This is a genomic window from Ectobacillus panaciterrae DSM 19096, assembly GCF_000430785.1.
Classification (GTDB): Bacteria; Bacillota; Bacilli; order Bacillales; family Bacillaceae_G; genus Ectobacillus; species Ectobacillus panaciterrae.
Genome location: NZ_AUMR01000034.1, coordinates 1 through 22,689 on the forward strand (window position 1 = coordinate 1; position 22,689 = coordinate 22,689).

13 protein-coding genes and 3 pseudogenes are annotated in these 22,689 nt (G+C 36.9%); 12 read left to right on the forward strand and 4 right to left on the reverse strand.

Annotated features, from left to right (window positions below):
• Positions 1-176: pseudogene (locus H540_RS33115) on the forward strand (IS4 family transposase); the annotation flags it as partial.
• Positions 177-560: 384 nt separating this feature from the next.
• On the opposite strand, the gene H540_RS0110215 reads toward H540_RS33115, so the two are convergent.
• Positions 561-971, reverse strand: a complete 411-nt coding sequence (locus tag H540_RS0110215; protein WP_028400565.1) for a hypothetical protein — start codon at positions 969-971, stop codon at positions 561-563.
• Positions 972-1,554: 583 nt separating this feature from the next.
• Here H540_RS0110215 and H540_RS31390 point away from each other — a divergent pair.
• The 6 genes and pseudogenes from H540_RS31390 (at position 1,555) to H540_RS0110245 (ending at position 8,758) form a co-directional block, all read left to right on the forward strand.
• Positions 1,555-2,874: an autotransporter outer membrane beta-barrel domain-containing protein gene (locus H540_RS31390; RefSeq protein WP_051317057.1), complete on the forward strand. Its 1,320-nt coding sequence runs from the start codon at positions 1,555-1,557 to the stop codon at positions 2,872-2,874.
• Positions 2,875-2,887: 13 nt separating this feature from the next.
• Positions 2,888-4,210: a hypothetical protein gene (locus tag H540_RS29450; protein WP_051317058.1), complete on the forward strand. Its 1,323-nt coding sequence runs from the start codon at positions 2,888-2,890 to the stop codon at positions 4,208-4,210.
• A 118-nt stretch (positions 4,211-4,328) separates the two neighbouring features.
• Positions 4,329-4,601 (forward strand): annotated as a pseudogene (locus H540_RS0110230) (restriction endonuclease subunit S); the annotation flags it as partial.
• Positions 4,602-4,921: 320 nt separating this feature from the next.
• Entirely contained in the window at positions 4,922-5,140 is a 219-nt protein-coding gene (locus H540_RS0110235; RefSeq protein ID WP_155891000.1) for a hypothetical protein, read from the forward strand.
• Between the two features lie 932 nt (positions 5,141-6,072).
• Positions 6,073-6,453: pseudogene (locus H540_RS0110240) on the forward strand (RNA-guided endonuclease TnpB family protein); the annotation flags it as partial.
• Between the two features lie 901 nt (positions 6,454-7,354).
• Positions 7,355-8,758 (forward strand): MFS transporter, encoded by a 1,404-nt coding sequence (locus H540_RS0110245; RefSeq protein WP_028400569.1) that lies wholly within the window; start codon positions 7,355-7,357, stop codon positions 8,756-8,758.
• A gap of 261 nt (positions 8,759-9,019) precedes the next feature.
• Here the strand turns inward: H540_RS0110245 and H540_RS0110255 are convergent, their stop codons facing one another.
• Positions 9,020-9,832 (reverse strand): ABC transporter permease subunit, encoded by an 813-nt coding sequence (locus tag H540_RS0110255; protein ID WP_028400570.1) that lies wholly within the window; start codon positions 9,830-9,832, stop codon positions 9,020-9,022.
• Positions 9,829-10,716 (reverse strand): ABC transporter ATP-binding protein, encoded by an 888-nt coding sequence (locus H540_RS0110260; RefSeq protein WP_028400571.1) that lies wholly within the window; start codon positions 10,714-10,716, stop codon positions 9,829-9,831. The genes H540_RS0110255 and H540_RS0110260 overlap by 4 nt, the downstream gene beginning before the upstream one ends.
• A gap of 156 nt (positions 10,717-10,872) precedes the next feature.
• Here H540_RS0110260 and H540_RS0110265 point away from each other — a divergent pair, with 156 nt between their 5' ends.
• Positions 10,873-11,463, forward strand: coding sequence for a TetR/AcrR family transcriptional regulator (locus H540_RS0110265; RefSeq protein WP_028400572.1), 591 nt, complete (start codon positions 10,873-10,875; stop codon positions 11,461-11,463).
• 615 nt (positions 11,464-12,078) lie between these two features.
• Here the strand turns inward: H540_RS0110265 and H540_RS0110280 are convergent.
• Entirely contained in the window at positions 12,079-12,891 is an 813-nt protein-coding gene (locus H540_RS0110280) for a hypothetical protein (protein WP_034670763.1), read from the reverse strand.
• A gap of 434 nt (positions 12,892-13,325) precedes the next feature.
• On the opposite strand from H540_RS0110280, the gene H540_RS0110285 reads away from it, so the two are divergent.
• The 4 genes from H540_RS0110285 (at position 13,326) to H540_RS0110300 (ending at position 22,681) form a co-directional block, all read left to right on the forward strand.
• Positions 13,326-13,784 (forward strand): hypothetical protein, encoded by a 459-nt coding sequence (locus tag H540_RS0110285; RefSeq protein WP_028400574.1) that lies wholly within the window; start codon positions 13,326-13,328, stop codon positions 13,782-13,784.
• A gap of 550 nt (positions 13,785-14,334) precedes the next feature.
• Positions 14,335-16,041, forward strand: a complete 1,707-nt coding sequence (locus H540_RS0110290) for a hypothetical protein (RefSeq protein WP_028400575.1) — start codon at positions 14,335-14,337, stop codon at positions 16,039-16,041.
• The gene (locus H540_RS0110295; RefSeq protein WP_028400576.1) at positions 16,041-17,612 is read left to right on the forward strand and encodes a hypothetical protein; all 1,572 of its coding nucleotides are present in this window, start codon (positions 16,041-16,043) and stop codon (positions 17,610-17,612) included. Before H540_RS0110290 ends, H540_RS0110295 begins: the two co-directional genes overlap by 1 nt.
• Positions 17,612-22,681 carry an FtsK/SpoIIIE domain-containing protein gene (locus H540_RS0110300; protein WP_051317059.1) on the forward strand — a complete coding sequence of 1,690 codons (5,070 nt, stop codon included), beginning with the start codon at positions 17,612-17,614 and terminating at the stop codon, positions 22,679-22,681. The genes H540_RS0110295 and H540_RS0110300 overlap by 1 nt, the downstream gene beginning before the upstream one ends.
• Positions 22,682-22,689 lie beyond the last annotated feature (8 nt).

A 22,689-nucleotide genomic window follows, 5' to 3' on the forward strand; every position in this document is an offset into this window, starting at 1 on the left:
TACTTTTTCATCAAGCATTACAAAAAAACACCCAAGAATTATCAAAGGTTCTCCTTCGTCTGTTTAACCTCCTACAGCAAAACGGACGAAAATCTCATCGGTACGAGAAAAAGACAGTCTTTGATATTTTGGGTGTTGTTTATAATTATACCACTCCGGCTCATCAGGTAGCATAGTTAAAAAATAAACCCATTCGGGTTTATTTGGTATGCGTACTTTTAAAACATCTGTAAAAGGTAATAAAAAACTACTTGGAAAACCTTAACTTTTATATCCAAATGTATCTTAAGTTGATGGATGTGTGGGTTGGCCCCCATGCCCATCAAGTCAAGAAAACAGATCACCCCCAAAACGATAAAGTGAGCTTCTTTGTTACAAGAAGGTCTAAAATTTCGTTCTGGGGGTGCTGCAAAATTTTAACTTGATAGCTATGGGGCGAGACCTCTAAAAGAAAAAGGACCTGATTTTTCAGTCCTTTTTTGTTTGCCTTCTTCAACTAAAGTACCCATTAGTTGAAGAAGAACCCTTATTTTGTGACACAATATTATCCCAAGATCCGTTTAATCCCTAAGCATCTTTATTACCCTTTTTGCAGTAGCTCTAGGTGATGATAAGTCTATTGCTGTTTCGATAACATCAAGGATTTCATTTTTGTTTTTATTGGAATCAGGAATTGCATAACCACTTTCCCAGGTCTTTATTGTTCCATCATTATTGACATTATTCTTAACATAAGATAACAAAAATTCTTTGAATTTGTTAATAGTAGTTTCATCTTTTAACACTAATTTTCTTAGAGCATCGCCCTTGACGACGTGTTCAGAAGGCCTAATAAAATTGCTGCCTATTATCGGTATAATAGGCAATATAAGAGACAGATTTATGTCATCAATATGACTTCTTAATCTAAGTTCTTTACATATTTGATGGAATGCTGGAAGTTCTTCTAATGGATAATCGAGTCCTTTCAAATAAGGTTTAATTTTTTGGGGGGGGAAAAGATTCTTCTATTACGCCTACAAAATTAAAACCACATTCACTGCAAAACTTTGAAGTTTCGGTTATTCTTTTTGTTCCACAATCTGGACAGAACTTCATTATATAATCGCTCCATAATAATTTAATGGTTTAATTATAATGAAAAATTCAGACTTTGATAACTAGTTTTAATTAAACTTTTATTCCAGTAGCGCAGTGTAATTTTGTGTTAGTTCTCCCTTATTTTCTATTATGTAGTAAGGGAGAAAAGGTAATCCTAATTCAACGAACCTGTCCCGTTAGCCAACCATGAAGCAGAGCTTCACCACAGAAAATGTAAGAAAAGTACGTTCTTACATGGTAGTTCAATAAGAATATCAACAATGTTCATTAACAGAGCCTAGAAAATAAGGAAGTTATATTAGGATGCATGGAGGAATAAGTATAAGGTTGAAACCAGTCTGGCTGGGACGAGTGAAAAAGTTGCAGAATTCTTTGCCCCTGAAAACAGGTGTATGGGGGTGTTTGTAAAGAAAATGGGCAAGTAATTCAAGCGTACGATAAGGAGAGATAAACATGCCTGGAAGATTTGGTACAACAAATAATGAAGATGGAGTCATTGCTTCTACTAAAGCAAGCGACCATGTCGGTGTTTTCGGCAGTAACGAGTCAACAGCACCGCCCGCAGGCGGGGGAGCGGGAGGTGCTGGTGTCTTCGGGTTGACCGTGAGCCCAGGAGCATCCGGGGTGTTTGGGGCCAATAACAGCACGAAAGGGGTGGGTGTGCAGGGCAACGGTCCTGAGGCCGGGGTTAGCGGTTTTAGTGAGCAAGGCGCTGGTGTTCGTGCTCACAGTAGCCATGCGAATGCAGTGGAAGGCTTCGCCCATGATGCCAACGGAACGGCGATGTTGGCGATCAACAATGCCACCACCGCGCCGACCATTAATGATGGGTCGCCGCGTGGATCCGGTGTCCTTGGCGTGACGACTGTGCCAGGAGCATCCGGGGTGCTTGGAGCCAATAACAGTGCAAAAGGAGTAGGTGTACAAGGCAACGGTCCTGAGGCCGGGATTAGCGGTTTTAGTGAGCAAGGCGCTGGTGTTCGTGCTCACAGTAACCATGCGAATGCAGTGGAAGGCTTCGCCCATGATGCCAACGGAACGGCGATGTTGGCGATCAACAATGCCACCACCGCGCCGACCATTAATGATGGGTCGCCGCGTGGATCCGGTGTCCTTGGCGTGACGACTGTGCCAGGAGCATCCGGGGTGTTTGGAGCCAATAACAGTGCAAAAGGTGCAGGCGTACATGGAAATGGCCCAGAGGTGGGTGTTGGAGGCTTCAGTGAAGGTGGCAAGGGGGTCTTGGCCCAAAGCAAAACAGGGATTGGGATATTGGCCCAGGGGGGCGGATTAGCAGGACGGTTTGAGGGTAATGTCCACGTAACTGGCAATTTAACTTCTGATGGTGATATTTTCCTATCCCATGCTGATTGTGCTGAGGACTTCGATATATTCGAGGCTGATACAATTGAACCGGGGACTGTCATGTCGTTTCATGAAGATGGTTCATTACAACAAAGTCAGTATGCTTATGACAAGAGAGTTGTAGGTGTTGTCTCGGGGGCAGGAAACTATAAGCCTGGTATAATTCTAGATAAACAGCAAGAGCGGATGAACAGAAAACCAGTTGCGCTTATGGGCAAGGTGTACTGTAAAGTAGATGCGGACTACGCACCCGTTGAGATAGGAGACTTACTTACTACGTCCGCCACTCCCGGACACGCGATGAAGGCAACCGACCCTTTCAAAGCATTTGGAACCGTGATTGGCAAAGCGATGCACCCCCTGAAAGAAGGCAAAGGGTTAATTCCAATACTGGTTGCGTTGCAGTAAGGGGCGTGGATGTATGAGCCGCATATATTTGAAAGTTCTGATCCACAATGAATCCGATGCCACATTGACGTATGATCATGGTGAGATAGAAACGGGAAGTTATACAGAAGGCTGGGCCCCTCCGACTGTCATCAAGCCGGGGGAAATAAAGGGATTCCAAGGCGAAGGGAACATTGGTCCATTCGATGTAGCGGTTACGGGAACAGAAGGCAGGGTCTGGTACAATATCGTGGATCGAGGGATAAAACAGGGCCAACTCTTTATTCATTTTGATAGTCCTTTAATAGAGTCGCAATACGGCAATACGTTTAATATCACGGCACCGCCCGGTTGGGAAGTTACAGACTGGGGAGGCCAAGGCCATGTCGCAGAACTTCATGTGCGACTACGCCGAACAGCTCGGCGGAACGTTCCGAACTTTAATGCTGATGGGAGAGGGTTCGTCTTTACCAATAAAAAGGGGAACCCCGATAATTGGAATCCCGATCTACCTGTAGTGACAATCGGTTCTTTATGGAACCGGTGGGTGGATTCGATGCCCGAACCAGTGAAGACTGTTTTAAAAATCACAAAAGTAGATGAAAATTGGCTTCCTATAACTCATGCGGATGCCGGCATGTGTGGTGGTATGGTATTTGCCGTAATGGACTATTATTATAATCATGTGCTTCCGCCACAACAAAGCACTAAACCCTCTTCACGGGATGACGTCCTTTTTCAGTATCTCCGAGATCGTTTGTGGCGAAGTTTTGATGTCACCGGACAAGGATACCGATGGCTGGCATACTCTTCCCCCTATTATCCCAATGGGGATGAAGGAGTTTTTCAAAATATTCTCGGTTTAACAAAAGGCCGTTCGTGGATAACCTATCGGGAAGAATGGCCGAAGATTCAATCAGATATTGATGCCGGGAAATTATCGCCCATAGGATTGATCCGGACAGATAATTTAGATATTGGAGCTAACCATCAGGTACTGGCTTATGCTTACGAGAAAAATGGTCAGGATGTACGTCTTTACATTTATGATCCTAACCATGGTCAAAAGGAAATAGTTTTGAAATTCAATGTTGAATCGACTACTGGAGAAGTTCATATAACAGAAGCGTTTCCGGGTCCAATACCTGACCAAGAGAGACCCACGAATGATAAACGTATTTTCTGCTTTATGAGAATCGACAGTTATGTCACAAATGTGCCTCCGAACGGTGTGCGAATTCAATCGTTAAAGAGTGCTATACGTGCTTCCACAACGCAGCAGGCCCCGTATTCTGCTCGAGGAGCAATTGCAGGTGGGCATCAAGGCTCATTAACCAATTGGATGCGTTCACTATAAGGGTAAAGGGAGCGTCGGGATTAAAGAAAAGGGCTGTGATTTAAAAGGCGATTGCGTGATTCAGTCGCCTTTTTCTTAAATTAGAAACTCCTTTCCAGTATGAATCGATAATAATTTTATGGGAATACGTGCAAAGGAAGAAGCCTTAGAAACAAAGTTTTTATTTTATTGGTCTTTAATGGAGGATGTTTATCAGTATTCCCAAGCAACAGCAGTCCCCTCAATTAGAAAATCAACTCTTGAAGTAGCTCCTTTTCCACTCCCGCCTCTCAACGAACAAAAGAGGATTGCTGAGAAAGTAGAGCGTTTTTTAAATAAAATCGAAGAAGCAAAGTGGTTGATTGAGGAAGCGAAGGAAACGTTTGAACTTCGTCGAGCAGCTATTTTAAATATTGATGCGACTTGTAATAGCAAATAACGCTGATTATGCAAACAAAAAGGATACCTAACAAAGGTGTCCTTTTTGTTTCGAACTGAAGATATTGCAGCCTGTTTCAACGGATTTATCTAGAAAGTGCTTGTATTGGTACTTTTATAAGTCACTTACGGTATATAACAGCGCCCCTGTCATTACTCCATATATAAAGTTCAAAATCATATACAATTCTTTTTTTATTCGTTGTTTTCACCTATACCTTATCTATAAGACAAACATAGAATGTACAAGTTAGTTAAAGGGGTGAGATATCGTGAATTGGGGATTTGGATGTTTTGATGGTGGCTTTTCCCATAGAAGCCGTAGAACTTTTAGAAGCCGTAGAACTTTTAGAAGCCGTAGAACTTTTAGAAGCCGTAGAACTTTTAGAAGCCGTAGAACTTTTAGAAGCCGCAGAACTTTTAGAAGCCGTAGAACTTTTAGAAGTCGTAGAACTCATAGAAGTCTTAGAACTTTTAGAAGTCGTAGAACTTTTAGAAGTAATAACATTGTAGGATTCCTTAGAAGATTAAGTCCAGGAGCTCGTGTTGTTTTACAATATAATGATCAACCACCTGCAAGCGGCATTTTTCAAGGGTTTCAAGATGGTACAGTAATTCTAACTAATTTTAATGGTTTTCCTGGTCTTGTCCATATCGCAGTAAATAGTATCAATGCTGTTTCTGTTGCTACATCTGCTGAAACTGTTGTACCTGTACCTGTACCTGGGCCTGCACCTGGGCCTGTACCTATGTCTGTACCTGTGCCTGTGTCTGTACCTGTACCTGTACCCGGGCCTGGGCCTATGTCTGTACCTGTGTCTATACCTGTGTCTATACCTGTACCTGGATCTGTATCTAAGCCTATACCCGTATCTAAACCTAAATCTGCTGGAGTTCAGTCTTGGTAAACTTATAATCAACACTGATTATGGTAACCTAAAACACCCACTAGTTATTATTACTTGTGGGTGTTTTATCATTTCTTCTAAATACCTATTTTTTCTAAACAATCTGTTAGAATTTCTTCATCAATTCCATTTACCAAATTATATTTCTCATGATCAAGCATTTGAATAATCTCATGAATTTCTTTCTTGGTACTAGTATCACGATGTAAGTTTTTTATCTTTTGTAGGCGAGAAGACCCCATCCTCAAGGAATGAGAAGGGCGCAGTCTAATGAGTAGGGTGGGGATGAATTGCCTTCGGACAAGGAATGGCTATATGCCATCCCGATTGTCCGACTGTTCGAGTGCGATCTGCAGAAGATACAGTATCATTTGTGCACGAGTGCCAAACTCTTTCTGTTCTTTGTAGAAATCCACCCTTTTCAATCGTGTGTTTGTAAAAAAAAACGGAACATTTGTTTGTTTTTTCTCTGATTTTCCTTCTTCTTCCAGTATGTACGTGTTATACTATCTATATGGAAAAAGGAGGTGAAGTGCCATGTTAGTCAACAAGGCATACAAGTTCCGTATCTACCCCAACAAAGAACAATCCACCCTCATCAATAAAACAATTGGTTGCAGTCGATTTGTATTCAATCGCTTCCTTACCCTATGGAATGATGTCTATAAGGCAACAGGTGCAGGTTTGACGTACAACGCTTGCTCGAAACAGCTCACAGCGCTTAAAAAAGAAGTGCCATGGCTGAAAGAAGTAGACAGCGTTGCCTTGCAATCTTCCCTCAAGAACCTTGAGGATGCGTTCAAACGCTTTTTCAAAAAACAGAATGACGCGCCGCGCTTCAAAAGCAAACGAAACAAAGTCCAATCCTATATCACAAAGCATACAAATGGAAACATTGCAGTAGAAGGCAATTACATCTTCTAAGATTATTGACTTTATTGAAGAATTTCCTGCCAAAAATCCAGCCATTAAAGGGATTGGCAGAACCGACACAAGTCTATCCTGCCTGCCACTCCCTTGTTACATACTGATGAATAGAGATTCTGTAACATTCTGCACTTTTATTCTGCAATAAACAGAAACAGAGGGTTTGCGTGCAGCACGGAACACCACTAAGGGAAGATGAGTACGGAAAACCGAAATTTGTTCAAATGGAAACATTATCAGGCAGAATAGTTGAATTAAGTCGTTCCATACACATGAAATATGTGGTAACATTAATACGAACTATTGTTCTGTATTATATGGGGGAGTGGCCACCTTCCACAAAAATGACGCCTTGCTAGGGAGCTATGAACAATTGATTTTATTTCGTATAAAATCGTAAAAAACTATATCAAACCGTGACCTTTAGGCTTGTATAGTCTGTTCCTTGCTTTCAAGCCCGAGTGAGTGTAGAAGTAGGAAACTGTTTCAGCACGATGAACTACGTTGGCGAGTCAGGTCAAGACACACCGTCAGATGCTTCGCTAGTCTGCCGCTCTGTGAGTTTCACTTCACGACTGTTCTCTAGGTCATGGGAACGAACACGGTGAAACATGTCCTCTCGTTGACATGGGCAAAGCGAACCATACCCGAAAGGAGTTTGGTCAGAGATGACTGCTTACTGTTTTGTGGTAGACAAGAATGGAGAGAGATTGACACCGACAAAACAGACGGTAAAATCCTAAAGCGTTATGGATTGAAACCTGTAACGTTAATCTGGAGATTTCAAAATATATATTGGTTCTAAAAAATAAAATGAGAGAGGAGGACTGGTTGATTTGAGATGGTTTTATATATTTTTATACATTTCAAATTGATCAGGAAGCATAAAAAAATGAAAACTATGAAGAATAATATCAAACCTGCAGCGGACTCTTCCGACATAAAGAAAAGTGTACTGTGGATTTATTACGTCATCTTTTTTGCCGTGCTGAACGAATCGGTATTCAATGTATCCACCCCAAGCATTGCCAAGCAGTTTGAGCTGGGGGCTTCCGACGTAAGCTGGGTGGTTACGATCTTTTTTATCGCCTTTGGTATGGGAATGGTGATTTTCGGAAAACTTTCTGATATATATAGCGTCAAAAAACTGATTACGATCGGAATCACCCTTTACAGCTTGGGGTCTATTTTGGGCTTTGTTTTGCAATCTTGGTACCCTGCTGTCATTTTATCCAGGGCTATTCAAGGGGCAGGCGGATCCGCTATCCCGGCATTGGTCTTTGTCATGGTAGCCCGATTTTTTACGGCGGAAGAACGGGGGAAAATGTTTGGTATCATAACATCGACAGTATCTTTCGCGATTGGAATCGGTCCGGTACTCGGCGGTTATATCGCAGGATCGTTCCACTGGGCATATTTGTTTCTCGTTCCGCTCCCCGTACTCGTCGCTATTCCGTTTTTCCAAAAGCTTCTGCCGGAGGAACAACGCAGAGCGGGGGAATTGGATATTGTTGGAGCGGTGCTGCTGGGCATTGTAGTATCGATGCTGATTTTGTTTACGACAGAAGCAGGCTGGCTTTATTTGCTCATAGCCTTCATAGCTCTTATCCTATTTATCGTTCAAATCCACCGAGCGAAGGAGCCGTTTGTCGATCCCGCCCTTTTCACCAATCCGCTATATCGAGGCGGGCTCATCATCGGCTTTCTTATATTCGGCACCGTGATGTCCGCGATGTTTGTGATCCCGCTCATGCTAAATAAAATGTACGGTCTGAACACAGAGAAAATCGGGCTCATTATGTTTCCCGGAGCAATTAGCGCGGTCATATTCGGAAGAGTTGCCGGCAATATGACGGTCAAACGAGGAAGCCATTTTGTTGTGTATCTGGGGCTGGCCTTAATCGCGCTTAGTCTTCTGCTGCAATCTTCATCCATCGGGCTTTGGGTGTGGTACATCGGGGCTGCCCTAATTATGATGTACATCGGATTTTCCTTCGTGCAGACTGCGCTAACGGAAAGTGTAACGCAAATATTGCCTGTTCACCAAATCGGCGTCGGTATGGGTCTTTTTAATATGACATCGACTATTTCCGGGGCAGTAGTGACGGCACTAGTCGCCAAAGCGATGGAGCAAGAGCTGTTCGCTTTCCCGCTTCATCCTTTCATTTCGGACGCGCGTGCATACTTGTACAGCAATCTCATTCTGATATTAAGCTTAGTTGTCGTAGCGAGCGCGCTCTTGTATTTCTTATCTTTCGGTAAAAAAGCCCCACAGCCGGTCAATGAACCTAACTAACATTCACTACAGCTGATGAACTACACAAAAACGGCCTTTGTCTGCATAGATAGCAGAGAAGGCCGTTCTTTGTTTTTCTCTGGCTGCCAGATGTTCACTCTTCGCCGCAGCAAAAGATTTTTTCGTTTCCCATTTGCTACTGGGGATCTGACATTTTTTCGCGGATTTCATCCGCTAAGCAATTTCTCTAAAGTGAATTTATCATAAATTAGGCGAGAATCCCCCCACTTCAAGGAGCGGAAGCGAGTAAGTGGGGAAGGTTCATAAAGGTAAGTCACGCTTTCTAAATAATTGAATACCCATTCCAAAGAATACTAGACCAATGATCAAAAGAATAAATGATACTTGAGCAAAGTCAGCATTTCCATTCACGATTTCACTAGGCTTAAATAATGAGAAAATAGAAAGGTTTCTTAGCCATTCAATTTTTTCACTTAATTTTCCCAGCAAATCTAAACTGAAAAAACCAAACGTAATAATGCCGGAAATTCCGAGTGCTTTCTTTTCATCGTTCGCAAGTGAGGAAACTAAAAATGAGATGCCACCGACCGCAAAGAAAAGTAAAAAAGCTCCTAAATTCAGCTGGATAAATCTTGATGCATTAAAGTCATATTTATCACCAATAAACAATCCATAACCGATGAAACCGGAAATTGTCGTAACCGCCATGATAAGAAACAGTCCGGTAATGAATACGGCGGCTTGCGTGAACGCAACCTTTCCTCTTGTTGTTGGAGAGGACAGCAAATATGCCATGGAACCTTGGTCAACTAATTTTGCCATAAGCTGTGTCGATAACATGATGCAAAATATGGAGAGAATGATGAGAATGATTAATCCATAATACTCTCCTGATATGAAAGCCTCAATGCTTCCATAACCACTTTGTAAATTAAAAGCATTTACCATTCCAGCCGGCAGGGATTTCACCAAGTCATTAAGTGTTTTTGTATTTTTCGCGATGCTGGGATATAACCAAAACATGAGAAGAATATAAAAAGCAGAACCAAACGCATAGTTCATGATTCCCTTCAGATTGCTTTTCATCATTTGCTTATAAAGTGAAAAATTCATTTTACATCCCCCTCTCTATCGTAGTAATGCATGAATACTTCCTCTAAGTTTTGGGTAAATATATCAATATTTCGAATGCGGTACTTTGCTGTCTCTTCCGCAAATTGATTGTAATTTCCTTGAATAGCGACTCTCACTCGATTTCCCTCGTATGACTCAATTTGCAAGCCGGAATTTTGGAAATGCTTAGCGTCCACAATATTTTCAAATGTTACTTCAAAAATTTTCCGTTGCATCGACTGTAATTCATGGATGTCCTTAACAGTAATGATTCTGCCGTCTTTAATAATGGCAGCCCGGTCACAAGTCCTTTCAATTTCAGGAAAACTGTGGGAGGACATTAAGAATGTTTTTCCCCTTGCTTTTTCTTCTAGTACAATATCGATAAAAACTTTTTGCATAAGCGGATCCAATCCTGATGTCGGTTCATCAAGGATAATAACTTCAGGATCATGCATAAAAGCGGCTACAATACCGACCTTTTGTTTCATACCTTTAGACATTTTTCTGATAGGAGTATTAACATCAAACTGAAGGCGCTCTACTAATTCATTACGCTTTGTTGTGTCTTTAGCACCTTGCATTTCAGCCATAAAATCAAGAAAGGTGTTACCAGTCATACCTTCAATAAAAGCAATCTCTCCAGGCAAGTAACCGATATATTTTTGAACTACGCCATGTTTTTTCCAAGTATCTAAGCCATTTACCTCCACATGTCCCTTGTCCGGTTTCATAAATCCCATGATATGCCGAATCGTCGTAGACTTACCTGCTCCGTTTGGCCCTAAGAAACCAAACACTTCACCTTTTTCAACTGAAAATGATACATCAAATATTCCTTTTCCATTTGAAAATTTTTTAGTTAGCCCTTGAATTGTCAACAATAATAACACCCCCGAAAGCTAAAATATGAAATGCATTTAATATTGGATTACATAAATTATATTAACTCTGGGGAATAATAAGGTCAATGATAATATGAAATATATTTATGTTATAATTTCATTATTACATTAAGCTCAAGTTAGGGTGAATATAATATGAATGGTTTTGAGAAAAGAGCAGCACTCATAAAAGAGAAAATAAAGAAGGCTACGTTAGAAATGCTAAAGACATGGGAGCCTAAAAGAATTCGGATTGCGGATATATCAAAGACGGCAAATGTGTCACAAGTGACGATATATAATTATTTTGGGAGTAAGGAAGCTTTATTGCGTGAAGTGTTAAAGGATTACTTTAACAAGGAGTTAAAAGAATTTGAGGAATATATGAATGGAGACTATTCAGTAAAAGAAAAAATAGAGCATATGATTTTTCAAAATAAAAAATCATATAGCGAATTGACACTTAATGTTATAAATGAATTACTTATTGAAGACCATGACATGCTTCATTATATAGAAGAAGAGTATAATAAAAGAGTGATTCCTTTAATGATTCAGTTTATAAATGATGGGAAAGCAAGCGGGGAAATTTCAAGTAAAATCTCTATTCAAACTTTTTTGGCGTATATTAACATTCTTAGAAAACACTCTAAAGAGTTTTTTGATATGGCCCAACAAGTTGACAATCCAGAATTCGCGGAAGAATTGGTGCATTTATTCTTCTACGGATTTTGTGGAAAATCATAGCATAATTGCAGTTTGTTATCGAAATAGGAAAGCTATGCTTATAACAAAGGACTTGATATCTTCAAGGCAGTGAAAAAATTATTCAACTAGGAGACTGTTCCTGATGGGAGCAGTCTTTTTTACGCACTTCTTCTCAATTTCTCCATCGTTAGACCTGATGCACGTCGGAATCCCTCTAAAAACATGACCTCTGTCTGAATGTGTTTCTTTGCCTTCTTTCGCATATGCAAGAAGCGGTGCCAGTAAAGGTAATTAGCTACCCTATCCATGAAACAACCCCTTATAAACCCCTACCAAGCACCTTGCAAGTAATAAATCATTAAAAAACAAAAAAATAAATAACTACTATAAGAACAAAGATCTTTAAAAGAACTTATAAAAGCTACTACAACCAATGAAGATTTTTATTTGAAGATTTGGCTCTATTCATTTCAATCGCTTTCCGCTTTACTTCTTCTGGATAAGATTTTCTTGTTCCCATAAAAAGAAACACCCCCGTATATTCGTACCAAATGAAATACGACATAAGAGGTGTTTTTTCTTTGTCTTATTGTATTGGGGCATTCCGGTGTTTTGGTTTGGAAAGACAGTTTTTTTATAAACTCTCTATCTATTTTATTTTTGGCCGCGCCAAAAGAAATAATAATGCAGACGATACTCGCAAACCTCTTTCGTCCAGCGCCATAAAAGCTCGCGATGCTCAGGAGCGACATCAAAATTAAGACTAAGAGCATTCTCATCAAAAGAAAAAATATCCGACTTATTGCTTAAATGAAACATCGGCAGATCCACTATCAGCTTGCTGACCTTCTTCTCATTGAACTCCCACAGCTTCTTCGTATTGCCGCTTGAAAAATCACGATCTCTGCGGTACTTCTTGCTCATGTAATAGCTGTGGAAATATGAAGATGCCTCTTCAGGTGTCATCGGCAAAAACCAACGGTCAGCGCCTCGTTCCAGCATCGCCTGCAGCACAACCATCTTATAGCTCTTGCTCATGCTCGTTTTCTCAGCTTCCTCAAGCCAAGTCCGGTACAGCTCATAGGCCTGCTTCTCCTGTTCGTTCAGCTCATCAGCCCAATCAAGAAAACCGATATAAGACCTGAATTCTTGACGATACATCTCATAATTCGCAGTTCCGTTTTGATAGACCTCCAAATAACTTGGACGTCTTCCCAAATCCTCTTTCACACTCACATAATTCGCCTGCAAAGCGTCTCGTCTTGGCATCTTCTTGCGCGCCATCTCTTCCAGCAAATCAATCACCGCAACCTCAAAATTCACTTCACAGCCTTCCGGAGCAATCGGCTTTCGGATAGAAGAGCCCGCATCCTCAACAGGTACCTGAAACAGCGACATCTTCACGTCCGCATTTCGGTAGTTTCCGATCAAATCAATGATGACACAATTTCCTTTTCCTTGATGCATATGCAGCTAAGGACGTTTTTTAAGACTAGTTGCTATAATAACCAAAGCTTTATTAAATCTTTCATTTATTACAGTGTGCGTCAATTTGAGAAAAGTCCATGTAAGGGAAGGGGAGCTAACAGCGATCAGCGGTTCTTTTTACACTTAAAAATTAAATCTCGTTCCTCTATCTCTATCTAGTGTTGAGTCAGATTGGAATGCTTTTTATGATACCACTCGTAATTAGTGCTATAAGTTTTTATCGCTTCTGTATTTTGTGAAACTGTATTCCTGTAACTGTTATATATAGAAAGTGAAGTCCACACTTTAACAAATGAGTTACATTTGTTAAAATTATATTAGAAAAACCAGATATTCTTTTATTTAGAATTTAAATCCACAATTATTCATTTTATTAATTCCACCATCTTAAAATCTAGGGGAGAAGATTTAATGTGCTAAGTGAAGTAACCATGTATCCACTTTTATGTCGATCTTGGACGATACTGTCTTCAGAAATAGCTATTAAAAGGGTGGATAAATCTTGTATAAGTTATAATGAAACTGGTATTCCAAAAGAAATCTGTTCGTTTTTTAATATTCCTAAAAATATAGTTCCTTTTAATATAGATATATCTATTATCTATAATAGAAATGTTTATAAAGGGACTATTCAGGTGAGAAAAACGAATGCAAAAAGAGCCAAAATGAAATGGGACGAAAAGCTAACTGAGGAAATAAATATTAGATATCCTCACTTAGAAAAGAGATTATTACCGTATAAACAGTTAGAAGATAGAGAGAGGGTTGAAATGATCTTTACAAGAATAAATATTAATTCGTATGAATTGTATGTTCAAGAGAAAAAGAACTACCATGAAGATTCTGAAAGTTCAAAACGTAGTTCGAATTAAAATAATTTAAATTATAAAAACGAAATTATATTTATCCACTGTATAAGATACATGCCAATGAAATGTTTTAACTTGTTTAGTATTTATAGATTTAAAGTTTAATTCTATATTAGTATTCTTAGATGTAGAATTCAAAGTTTTATAATAACTTAATAAATGATACTAATTTTAATCTACTTAATTAATTTATAGACAGAGATTGTTCAAGGAATGGCCTCTCCTATTTAAAAAAATCCCTACATTTTCTTACAATTTAATTAAAATTAAATGCTAATGATGTTTTAACGATATCTTACTCTTTGCTCTATAGAAAGGTATAATATAGATCTTAATAGTAGTTAGTTTGCCGTTCGAAATGAGGGGGAAATCTACCGCTATAAGTTAATAAGGGTAGTGATTTATTTCGGTTGACGAAATCAAAACAGTGCTTCCTGAAGCGTAAGAAGATGCTCAAGAAACTATTATACATAAGTAGTCAAGTGAAGACAAACAGTGCTTTTAAAATTAGTCAGTAAGCTTAAAAATAAATGGAAATAGGTGATTGTATCTTATGAAAGGTAATCCATTTGTTAGTTATCTAGAACAGTTTAATATTCTCTCTCCAAATCATTCTAAAATATATGATGAATATACTCATGGAGATGAAGAGTTTCATTATGAATTAAAAGTTGATACAAAAATTGAAAAACACCTTATAGATATTTTTCAAACAGAGCCTAGAAGTATTATTCTAACAGGTAACGCAGGTGACGGTAAAACTCGCTTATGCCGTGTAGTTTATGATCAACTCAGCACTCAGAACTTATTAAAATGGCCACCTGAAGGCATTGTTGAAGTTGAACTACCGAATGGTATCCTTCGCATCGTAAAAGATTTATCGGAATTAAGAGATGATGTTATTGAAAGAGAATTAACGAATCTTCAAGAGTACATAGCAAGTAATCACAAAGATAAAGTGTACTATTTAATAGCTGCAAACGAGGGTAAACTGACAAAATTTCTATCACAAAATGATAAATTAAGCTTTTTGAGAAATGAAGTTAAAGATAGATTTAGTACTCATGAGAAGAACAATCATATTTTTAGTATTTATAACCTACTGAATGTTACTTCATCAGTATACGTGGAAAAAGTTCTTCAAGGTTGGAATAATGAAGAAAATTGGAAAGTATGTGCTCAATGTTCACGGAATAACAACTGTGTTATCTATCTTAATCACGAAAGGACATCAGAGGACTATATTCAAAAAAGACTAGTAGAACAATACAGGTTACTAGACTTTTTAGATACTCATATTACAATTCGCGAAATGCTTATTCATATTAGTTACATCCTTACAGGAGGATATACATGTAAGGATGTAATGAACGCTACGCCTCAACAATTGTTAGAGCAGTCAAAAAGAGTGTACTACCAAAACTTCTATGGTCATGATTGTCTAAGTGATAAATTATCTGAAATGAGAGCCGTTAAGCTTTTCCAAGAATTAAATCCAGGAGATTCTTCTATTTCTGCTATTGATGACTTTATAATCAATGGTGATATTTGTGGTGATTCTGGATTAGAAAATTTGCATGAACAAATGTTTAGCAGTGATTTAGATATGCAGTTCGGATATTTTAAAAAGAATCTAGTTTTATATAGAGACCATAATAATGAAAGTGGAGACTCCATTGTTAACTTTTGGATTAATAAATTAAGAAGAAAACTTTATTTTGAAGTCCCTACTAATTATTTTGTTGAAAGAACAGATATGTTACCTTTTAAATTCGTCGATAATTACCAAGAGATATTTGGTAATAAAATAAAGCAACAACGTATAATTAAAAATCTATTAAATGGGCTCAATAGAGCTTTTACAAAAAAATTAACAGAACGCAATGGCAAGTTGTATGTAGCAAATGAAAATCTTCTTATCTCTGATATGTTCACTCCAGGTAGAAGAAATGAAGTTCAGTTAATTCAGGATTCTGATAGAGAAGATTTAGACTATATATCTTCAAAGTATTTCTTATTAATAAACAATAGTATTAAGTTACCTATTAACTTAGCGATGTTTGAGTATTTGCTAAGATTAAGTTCTGGAGATTTGTTTCACATTTTAAAAGAAGATGTCGATATATTAATCGATACCTTTAAAAATGAATTGATTCAACAAAGTGAACCAAATGGATATTCGCTAGATATTTTTAAGCTAGACAAAGAAAGTGGTCTATATATAGAAGCAACTATTGATCTTCCAGAGGAGGTAAATTAATGAGTTCTACGAAGAACATATCAGAGACTTATTCTTCAAAGATATCATCTAAAATATGGGGTCATCGTTTTATCTCAGGTCAAAGGGGACCTGAGTATGCTTTAGAGTTTTTAAACGTTTTATATGGTGCTAGTTATAATTTAAATGCATCTAAGTACAAGAGAACTAAGGCTGTTGAGCTACGAAAGTTTATTTTTGAGGGAGCTAAAGAGGGAGCTAGCCGGGACACAGTAACTATAGATGCAACTAAAAAACAAAAATTGTATGAGACATTACGTGATAAGGATAACGTTTCTGTTATTCGTGAATTTTTAAGGAATTTAGAGGTTCCTATTGTAAATCATAGCGGGAAGTTAGCAGATCGTTCCTGGTATGCTAAAACCTTATATCCTTTGCATGAATCGTTACTATTTTTTGAAGTACGTGTTAAAGGTAAATCTGTAGGTATTGAACGTAACTTTTTTGCTAGGGGAGGAGAATTATACTATCTTATGATCTCCTTTGGAACTAAAAATTTCCCAGAACGAAAAGAATTTATTGAATCCAGATTTAAGGAATTACTCTCCAAACACAATTCTATAAAAAGAATAGTATCTACTATCACAGATGTTTTAGAGGATACTGAAAAAGAAGAATATGGATATATTCAAAAACAGGATGAGGGAGGTCGTGAGGAACTTCCTCATCTGCCTGTGAATGATCATATTTTATATGAAGAGTTTGCTATAGAGTTAGAACAATTATTGAAATTAGATATAGATGTATACGAGATGTTTAAACTGCTTACAAGTTTAATGTGCTTCCAGCTGCTGAGATATATGTATACTATGGCAAAGATTGATGATAATCAAGAAATACTAATGTTTTTTGACTGCTTAGACGGACAGATAAATCAAGTTTTAAGACTATCATCCAGAACATTTCAAGATAATGATGTGCTTATTAAAGAAAAATTTGAGGATTTCTTTAAAAATGAGTTTCAAGAAAAAATCCCGAATGAAGATTTCTTAAATGAGCATTTATCTCTTTGGAAAAGTGAAAGTGCTGTGTTTTTTAAGCATATGGGTTTATCACATCTGCACGCCACAACCAAGGCAGCCATAAAGAGAACGCTTGCTAAGTGTTCCTCATTTGAGGATGTCAATACGAATTTATTTGAATCTGTAAAAGATGTAGTTTCTGATCAACTAAAAAAACATCAGTTAAACATAATTAAAGTTTTAGTACGCGATGGTGGAATTGGGAACTATAAAGCAGGTTCTAAGTATCGTTATACTCTTTCTGATAGCTTACTGCAAATTCTTGTGTATACAAATGTATTGCCAAATGAGTCTATGGAATTTAGTGAATTTCTTAATGTTTTGTATAAGCGTTATGGCATAGTTGTAGGTGAGCGACAAGCAAAGATGAGCAAGATTTATGAGAATTCTAAATTGAATATTGCATATTTTCATAAAAACGAACTAGCATTACGTGAAAAACTTAAAAGTAATGGATTGCTCATTGAATATTCTGATGCTACTGCAATGATTAGGAATCCTTACGAAGTAAGGGAAGGAGTTTTTGTTTAATGAACGAACATAAAATACTTTCTAATTGGATTATAGAAATAATTAAGGATTATTTTAGTACTGAAAAAAATAATTCTACTGATAAATTGTTTTTAAAAATAAATGGTTTTTCTTCTGAGGATTTCAAATATATATTAGAAGCCCTAAACGAAAACCTTGACAATCTAAAACGATTTTACAGCTCAATCATAAGAACGATAACGCCTGTTCAGGGGTTTGAAAATTTCATGTGCAGTGCCTATGAAACTAGTACATGGTTACGCAACAATACTCATTCAAACCAAGCATTAATATTGGTAATTAACGAGGTAACACCAGAAGCTCAAAGTCTAGAGAATATTTTTACTATAGATGAAGCTTATCTATTATCTAATAAGGGGTTAGATTCTTTATTTAAGGTGCTTTCGGAAAACCAGCAAATTCATTTAGCAGAAATAGAAACCTTAAAAACTTTCTTATTAGATATGTTATATGAAACGATAGATCCTCAATTACGAAATCTTCTAAGTTTTTTAGTGCAGATTACTGAGTCAGATAATTTATCTGTCGTTACAAAGATACAGCAAAACTTACCTTACTTAGGGATGTTTAGAGACAGTAGCTTGCAAATTAGTAAGAATAATGTGAAGAAGTTGAAATTAAACTATTATTTATCAAATTTGCAAAGTGCTACATCAGATTTGGATCCATCTAAGTTGCAAGAAAAATTATATGCGTTTATGGAGAAGGAAGAGAAAGATAATTGGCCAGACGAAGTTTGGAAAAATACTCAACAAGAAGAGTTTTTAAATCAGGCAAACGAATTTTTAAGTTATCGAAATAAAAAATTTTATTTTTATGAATACAATCTAATTGAGCATGTATTCAGCTTTAAAGTAACGACAACTTTAAAAAGCTTACTTGAAGAGGTATATACGGAGAAAGAAAAATACTTTTCTGACGAAGAGAAACAGCAGTTTCTAGATGGAATGCAGGAAGTCAATAAAGGTGAAAATGCAGAGGCTATTCAAGCATTTATTGAAGAATTTGAAGATGTGTTGAAAGAGAAAGAAAAAGGAACAGTTTTGAAGAAAGTAAATCGCTTAGCGGAGAAATTGCGTAATCCATCTGAGTATGAAGATATATATGATGCGTTGATTCATTGTGTATTTAGGATGGTAGATGAAAAATATTCTGAAGAACAAATTCGAGATTCCATATTTACAATAGAGATTTTAAATTCTAAGGTTAACGAAGATATAGCTAAGTTATTAAGGATTTACTTGAAGGATATTGGTAATGTAATTCCAAGGTTTAACTTTGACGATAGCAGTATAAACGAGACTAGTGAAGATATAAAAGATGAAAGTATTAATTTCTCTGTAAAGATGTCTATAGGTAAAGAATTAGTAGCTAGTTCAAAGTTTAAACTTGTTAATTTACACACTTTAAAGTTGCTAAATATTGTTTCTGCAATTGAAGAAGGGCTTGTTCCTTATGCAAGGATTGTTAACTCAGAAAGCGAAGAACTAGTTAACGTCAGTGATTTAGTCTACAAAAAGGTACAAGCATATCTGGCCCTGGATCAGTTTAATTGCGAATACCACTTTAATCAATTTGTTTCTTTTGTAAATTACTATCAAGGAATATTAAAAGAGGCGATTTTTAAGGGCGTATTCTCAGTAGATTATAGGGATTTAGAAAAACAAGTAGAAGAACTGCTAAGTAATATTTATTCATCTAGTACAGCTAGTGTAAGTATATATAAAGCAATTGATTTGATGTGTAATATAGATTATATAGACAATGATGAGGAGTATAGTCTACCGTCAGAAAGACAAGTAACGCTATTTAATCCTATAAGACTTGTTGCTTACTTAAAGAGATACGAATATCTGGGTGAAAAACTCGAAGAATGGATTAATAGTGGTCTACATGAAAATAGCCAGGTAGAGAAGTTAGATGAGTACTTATCCTATTTTGCAAGTCGTACAAAGTCTTTAGCGCCTTCTTATTTTACATTAGGTGATTCAGAGCAACGCCTCATAGAAAAACATGAAAAGTTAGGAGAGAGTAAATTTTTAGTAAATACTAAGTTATTAGGTGACATAGAACATCTATCGAATGAAGTTTCTAGTGAAGTTGTCAGAGTAGTAAAGAGTTACTTAGATGTATATCCGTATGCAAAAGATGGATTAGATGTCATGCTCATGCACTGTAATAGCTCGGAGATAGTTACGAAAATTGTTGATGCCATCTTTAAAGGAACTCGAGTAACAAAGTTAAATTTGGCTGTCCATAGCAAAGAAGCTGCTAAAATTCATAATGAGCTTAATAAATGGATTGAGCAAAAAGAGGAGTACAGCAAGCCGGAGGTAGGAAAAAAGATTCCTAAATTGGAATTGAGTGTTATCTCAGGTAACCAAATAAATGAAATTAAGGACCAAGTAAACCAGCGTATGGCTGATGCTGACATAGTAATCTTAGTGGATTATTTCGCACAACAAGATCAAGTTCGATTTTCCTTTATTCCAAAGGAAGTAAACGTAGTTAATGATTGGTTTTCAACAGTTTGTAAAGAACCATTAAATATTAATGAGAATCTCAAGAGGATTAGTTTAGTCACTGATCATCTACCTAAGGTACTATGTAACTTTTACCAAATGCAATACATGGCTCAATATCAAGGAACTTTACAAGAAGAGAATGTTTATTTATTAAATAATATTGTGACAATAAACCAGCATCACCATAATGGCTTATTGGATTTCATGCACGATCGTTTTAATTGGGTTATGATTTTAGATCGTTACTTAGATCGGACGCTTTTGCAGAAGGCCACACCAAAAGCACAAATTATACAATATAAACCAAAAGTAGGTAACAACAGTAGTTTGCGATTAATTGTGTCATCATCTAAGTATATTAGAAAAATGATGAATGACATGCAAGATTTTGATTATTACGATCGTTTAAGCAGGAAATTTACGTCAATTTTAAAAGTAAATCATATTGAAAAAGATATTGTAGTACAAGCTGTAGAAAGTGTTAAGGATATAAGCGGTGCATTAGTTTTGAAGGTAATAGGTAAAGGAAAGTTTTCTCATGAGATGTTAGCAACTTATCTGACAACTAATTATAGAGTAAAAGATGGTTCTACCTTTAGTGTTTGGTCTCTATGTGACGAGTTGCCATGGTTCTCGCATAATCAAAGAAGGCCAGATTTGGTTCAGACTGACATTGAAAAAGATGGTGAAAAATTAAAAATAGTTTTCAAGTTAATTGAATTGAAATTTGTGAACCACCACATTTTTGATAGAGAAAGATTAGATGCTATCAAACAACTTAAAACAGGAATTAATGTATATGAGCGTTTGTTTAAATTTGATAAGAAAAACCTAGATGCGAACTATTGGAGAGATCAACTGGTAGAGTACATAGTTGATAGAGGCGCATATAGTTCTGAATCTATATCTTTAATAAAGTATTTACAGCAAGTGGACATTCAAGATATTGAGGTAGATATACAAGGCTGTGTTGATGTTTATTGTTATACAGATAATCTTATCGAATATGATTTTAAGAAAATAGATGATGGAATATATGTCGATGAGTTAGAAGAAGGCATCTTTAATTTTATTTTTAACCGGTCATATATATTAACCCAACTAGGAATTAATGAGCTACAGACTCCTGAATACAATGAATTAGAGTGTGTTGGAAACGAATCTGAAGCTAAAGCAGCAGATTATTTTAACTTCACATACCAGTCCTCTACTGAGAATAATGGAAATGATACAGTTCAGGATCCAAAAGAAGAAGCTGTGAAAATTCAGGAAGATGAAGACATCTCTGAAGAGAAATTGGAGAAGTTAGACAAAGATTTTCAATCTGAAGTGGACAATGTAGAGCTTATAAAACCTAGTGAGTTCACTCCTCATTCAACAACTTTTTTGTATCCGGAGCTAATTGCGTTTGAAGGGCTAGTAACTCACCATGAGAACAAAGAAGTAGATAATGATGCTATTACTAAAGAATATATACATAGATTGAAGATTGGATTTAATCAGAATGATATACACATATCCAACGAACGAGCAATTGTAGGCTCCAGTGTTATACGTATTATTTTTGATTTGCCAAAAACTATTTCACAAACCAAAGTGACTAATAAATCGAGAGATATTCAGCTGTGGTTAAAGCTTAATAATGAACCAACCATTTTTATAAATAAGGATGGACTTAATATAGATATTGTTCGGGAAATACCTGAAACAATTTACTTTAATGAGTTCATGCAAGAGGTTCGTTCACAAGTTCAGGATAAAGTTAAACAAACTAATCTAATTGCACCACTAGGCTTAGATCCGTTAAATAAAGTAATTTTTATGGATTTTGCTTCACCAGATTCACCACATTTATTGACAGGTGGGACATCTGGAAGTGGAAAAAGTGTGACCCTAAATTCAATTATCTTAGGCATGATGTGCCTGTATAAGCCGGAACAGTTGCAGTTTATCTTTATAGATCCGAAGCAAGTAGAGTTTTCTATTTATGAAGATCGTCAGCATACTCAGACCGTTGTTACGGACATAAACGAAGCGGTAACAGCTTTAGATATGCTTGTTCAAGAAATGGAGAGCCGTTATGCAAAATTTAAAAAAGAAATAGTATCAAATCTTGAGGAATTTGTAGAAGTTACAGGTCGGAATTTACCAAGACTGGTTGTAGTATTTGATGAGTTTGCTGACTTTATGAGTCAAGAAAAAGAAATCGCGAAACAAGTTGAAAACAGCATTCTCCGTTTAGGACAGAAAGCTAGAGCAGCCGGAATACATTTAGTTATTTGTACACAAAACCCAAAAGCAGACATTATAAGTACGAATATACGAAATAACTTAGGAGCGAGACTAGCTTTAAGGGCTACTGATGCTACAGCATCATCAATTATTTTAGATGAGTCGGGCGCTGAAAAACTTGCAGGAAAAGGTGATTTTCTTGCTAAAATTTACGGTAGAACAGAACGTGGGAAAAGTCCTTTTTTAACTGTACTCTTGAGAAAAGCTCTACTCAAATACTTTGAACGTTGATTTATTAA

Coding starts and splice junctions, on each gene's coding strand:
- H540_RS31390 (WP_051317057.1), top strand. CDS start 1,555: ATGCCTGGAAGATTTGGTACAACAAATAATGAAGATGGAGTCATTGCT.
- H540_RS0110290 (WP_028400575.1), top strand. CDS start 14,335: ATGAAAGGTAATCCATTTGTTAGTTATCTAGAACAGTTTAATATTCTC.
- H540_RS0110265 (WP_028400572.1), top strand. CDS start 10,873: ATGAATGGTTTTGAGAAAAGAGCAGCACTCATAAAAGAGAAAATAAAG.
- H540_RS0110300 (WP_051317059.1), top strand. CDS start 17,612: ATGAACGAACATAAAATACTTTCTAATTGGATTATAGAAATAATTAAG.
- H540_RS29450 (WP_051317058.1), top strand. CDS start 2,888: ATGAGCCGCATATATTTGAAAGTTCTGATCCACAATGAATCCGATGCC.
- H540_RS0110255 (WP_028400570.1), bottom strand. CDS start 9,832: ATGAATTTTTCACTTTATAAGCAAATGATGAAAAGCAATCTGAAGGGA.
- H540_RS0110295 (WP_028400576.1), top strand. CDS start 16,041: ATGAGTTCTACGAAGAACATATCAGAGACTTATTCTTCAAAGATATCA.
- H540_RS0110280 (WP_034670763.1), bottom strand. CDS start 12,891: ATGCATCAAGGAAAAGGAAATTGTGTCATCATTGATTTGATCGGAAAC.
- H540_RS0110245 (WP_028400569.1), top strand. CDS start 7,355: ATGAAAACTATGAAGAATAATATCAAACCTGCAGCGGACTCTTCCGAC.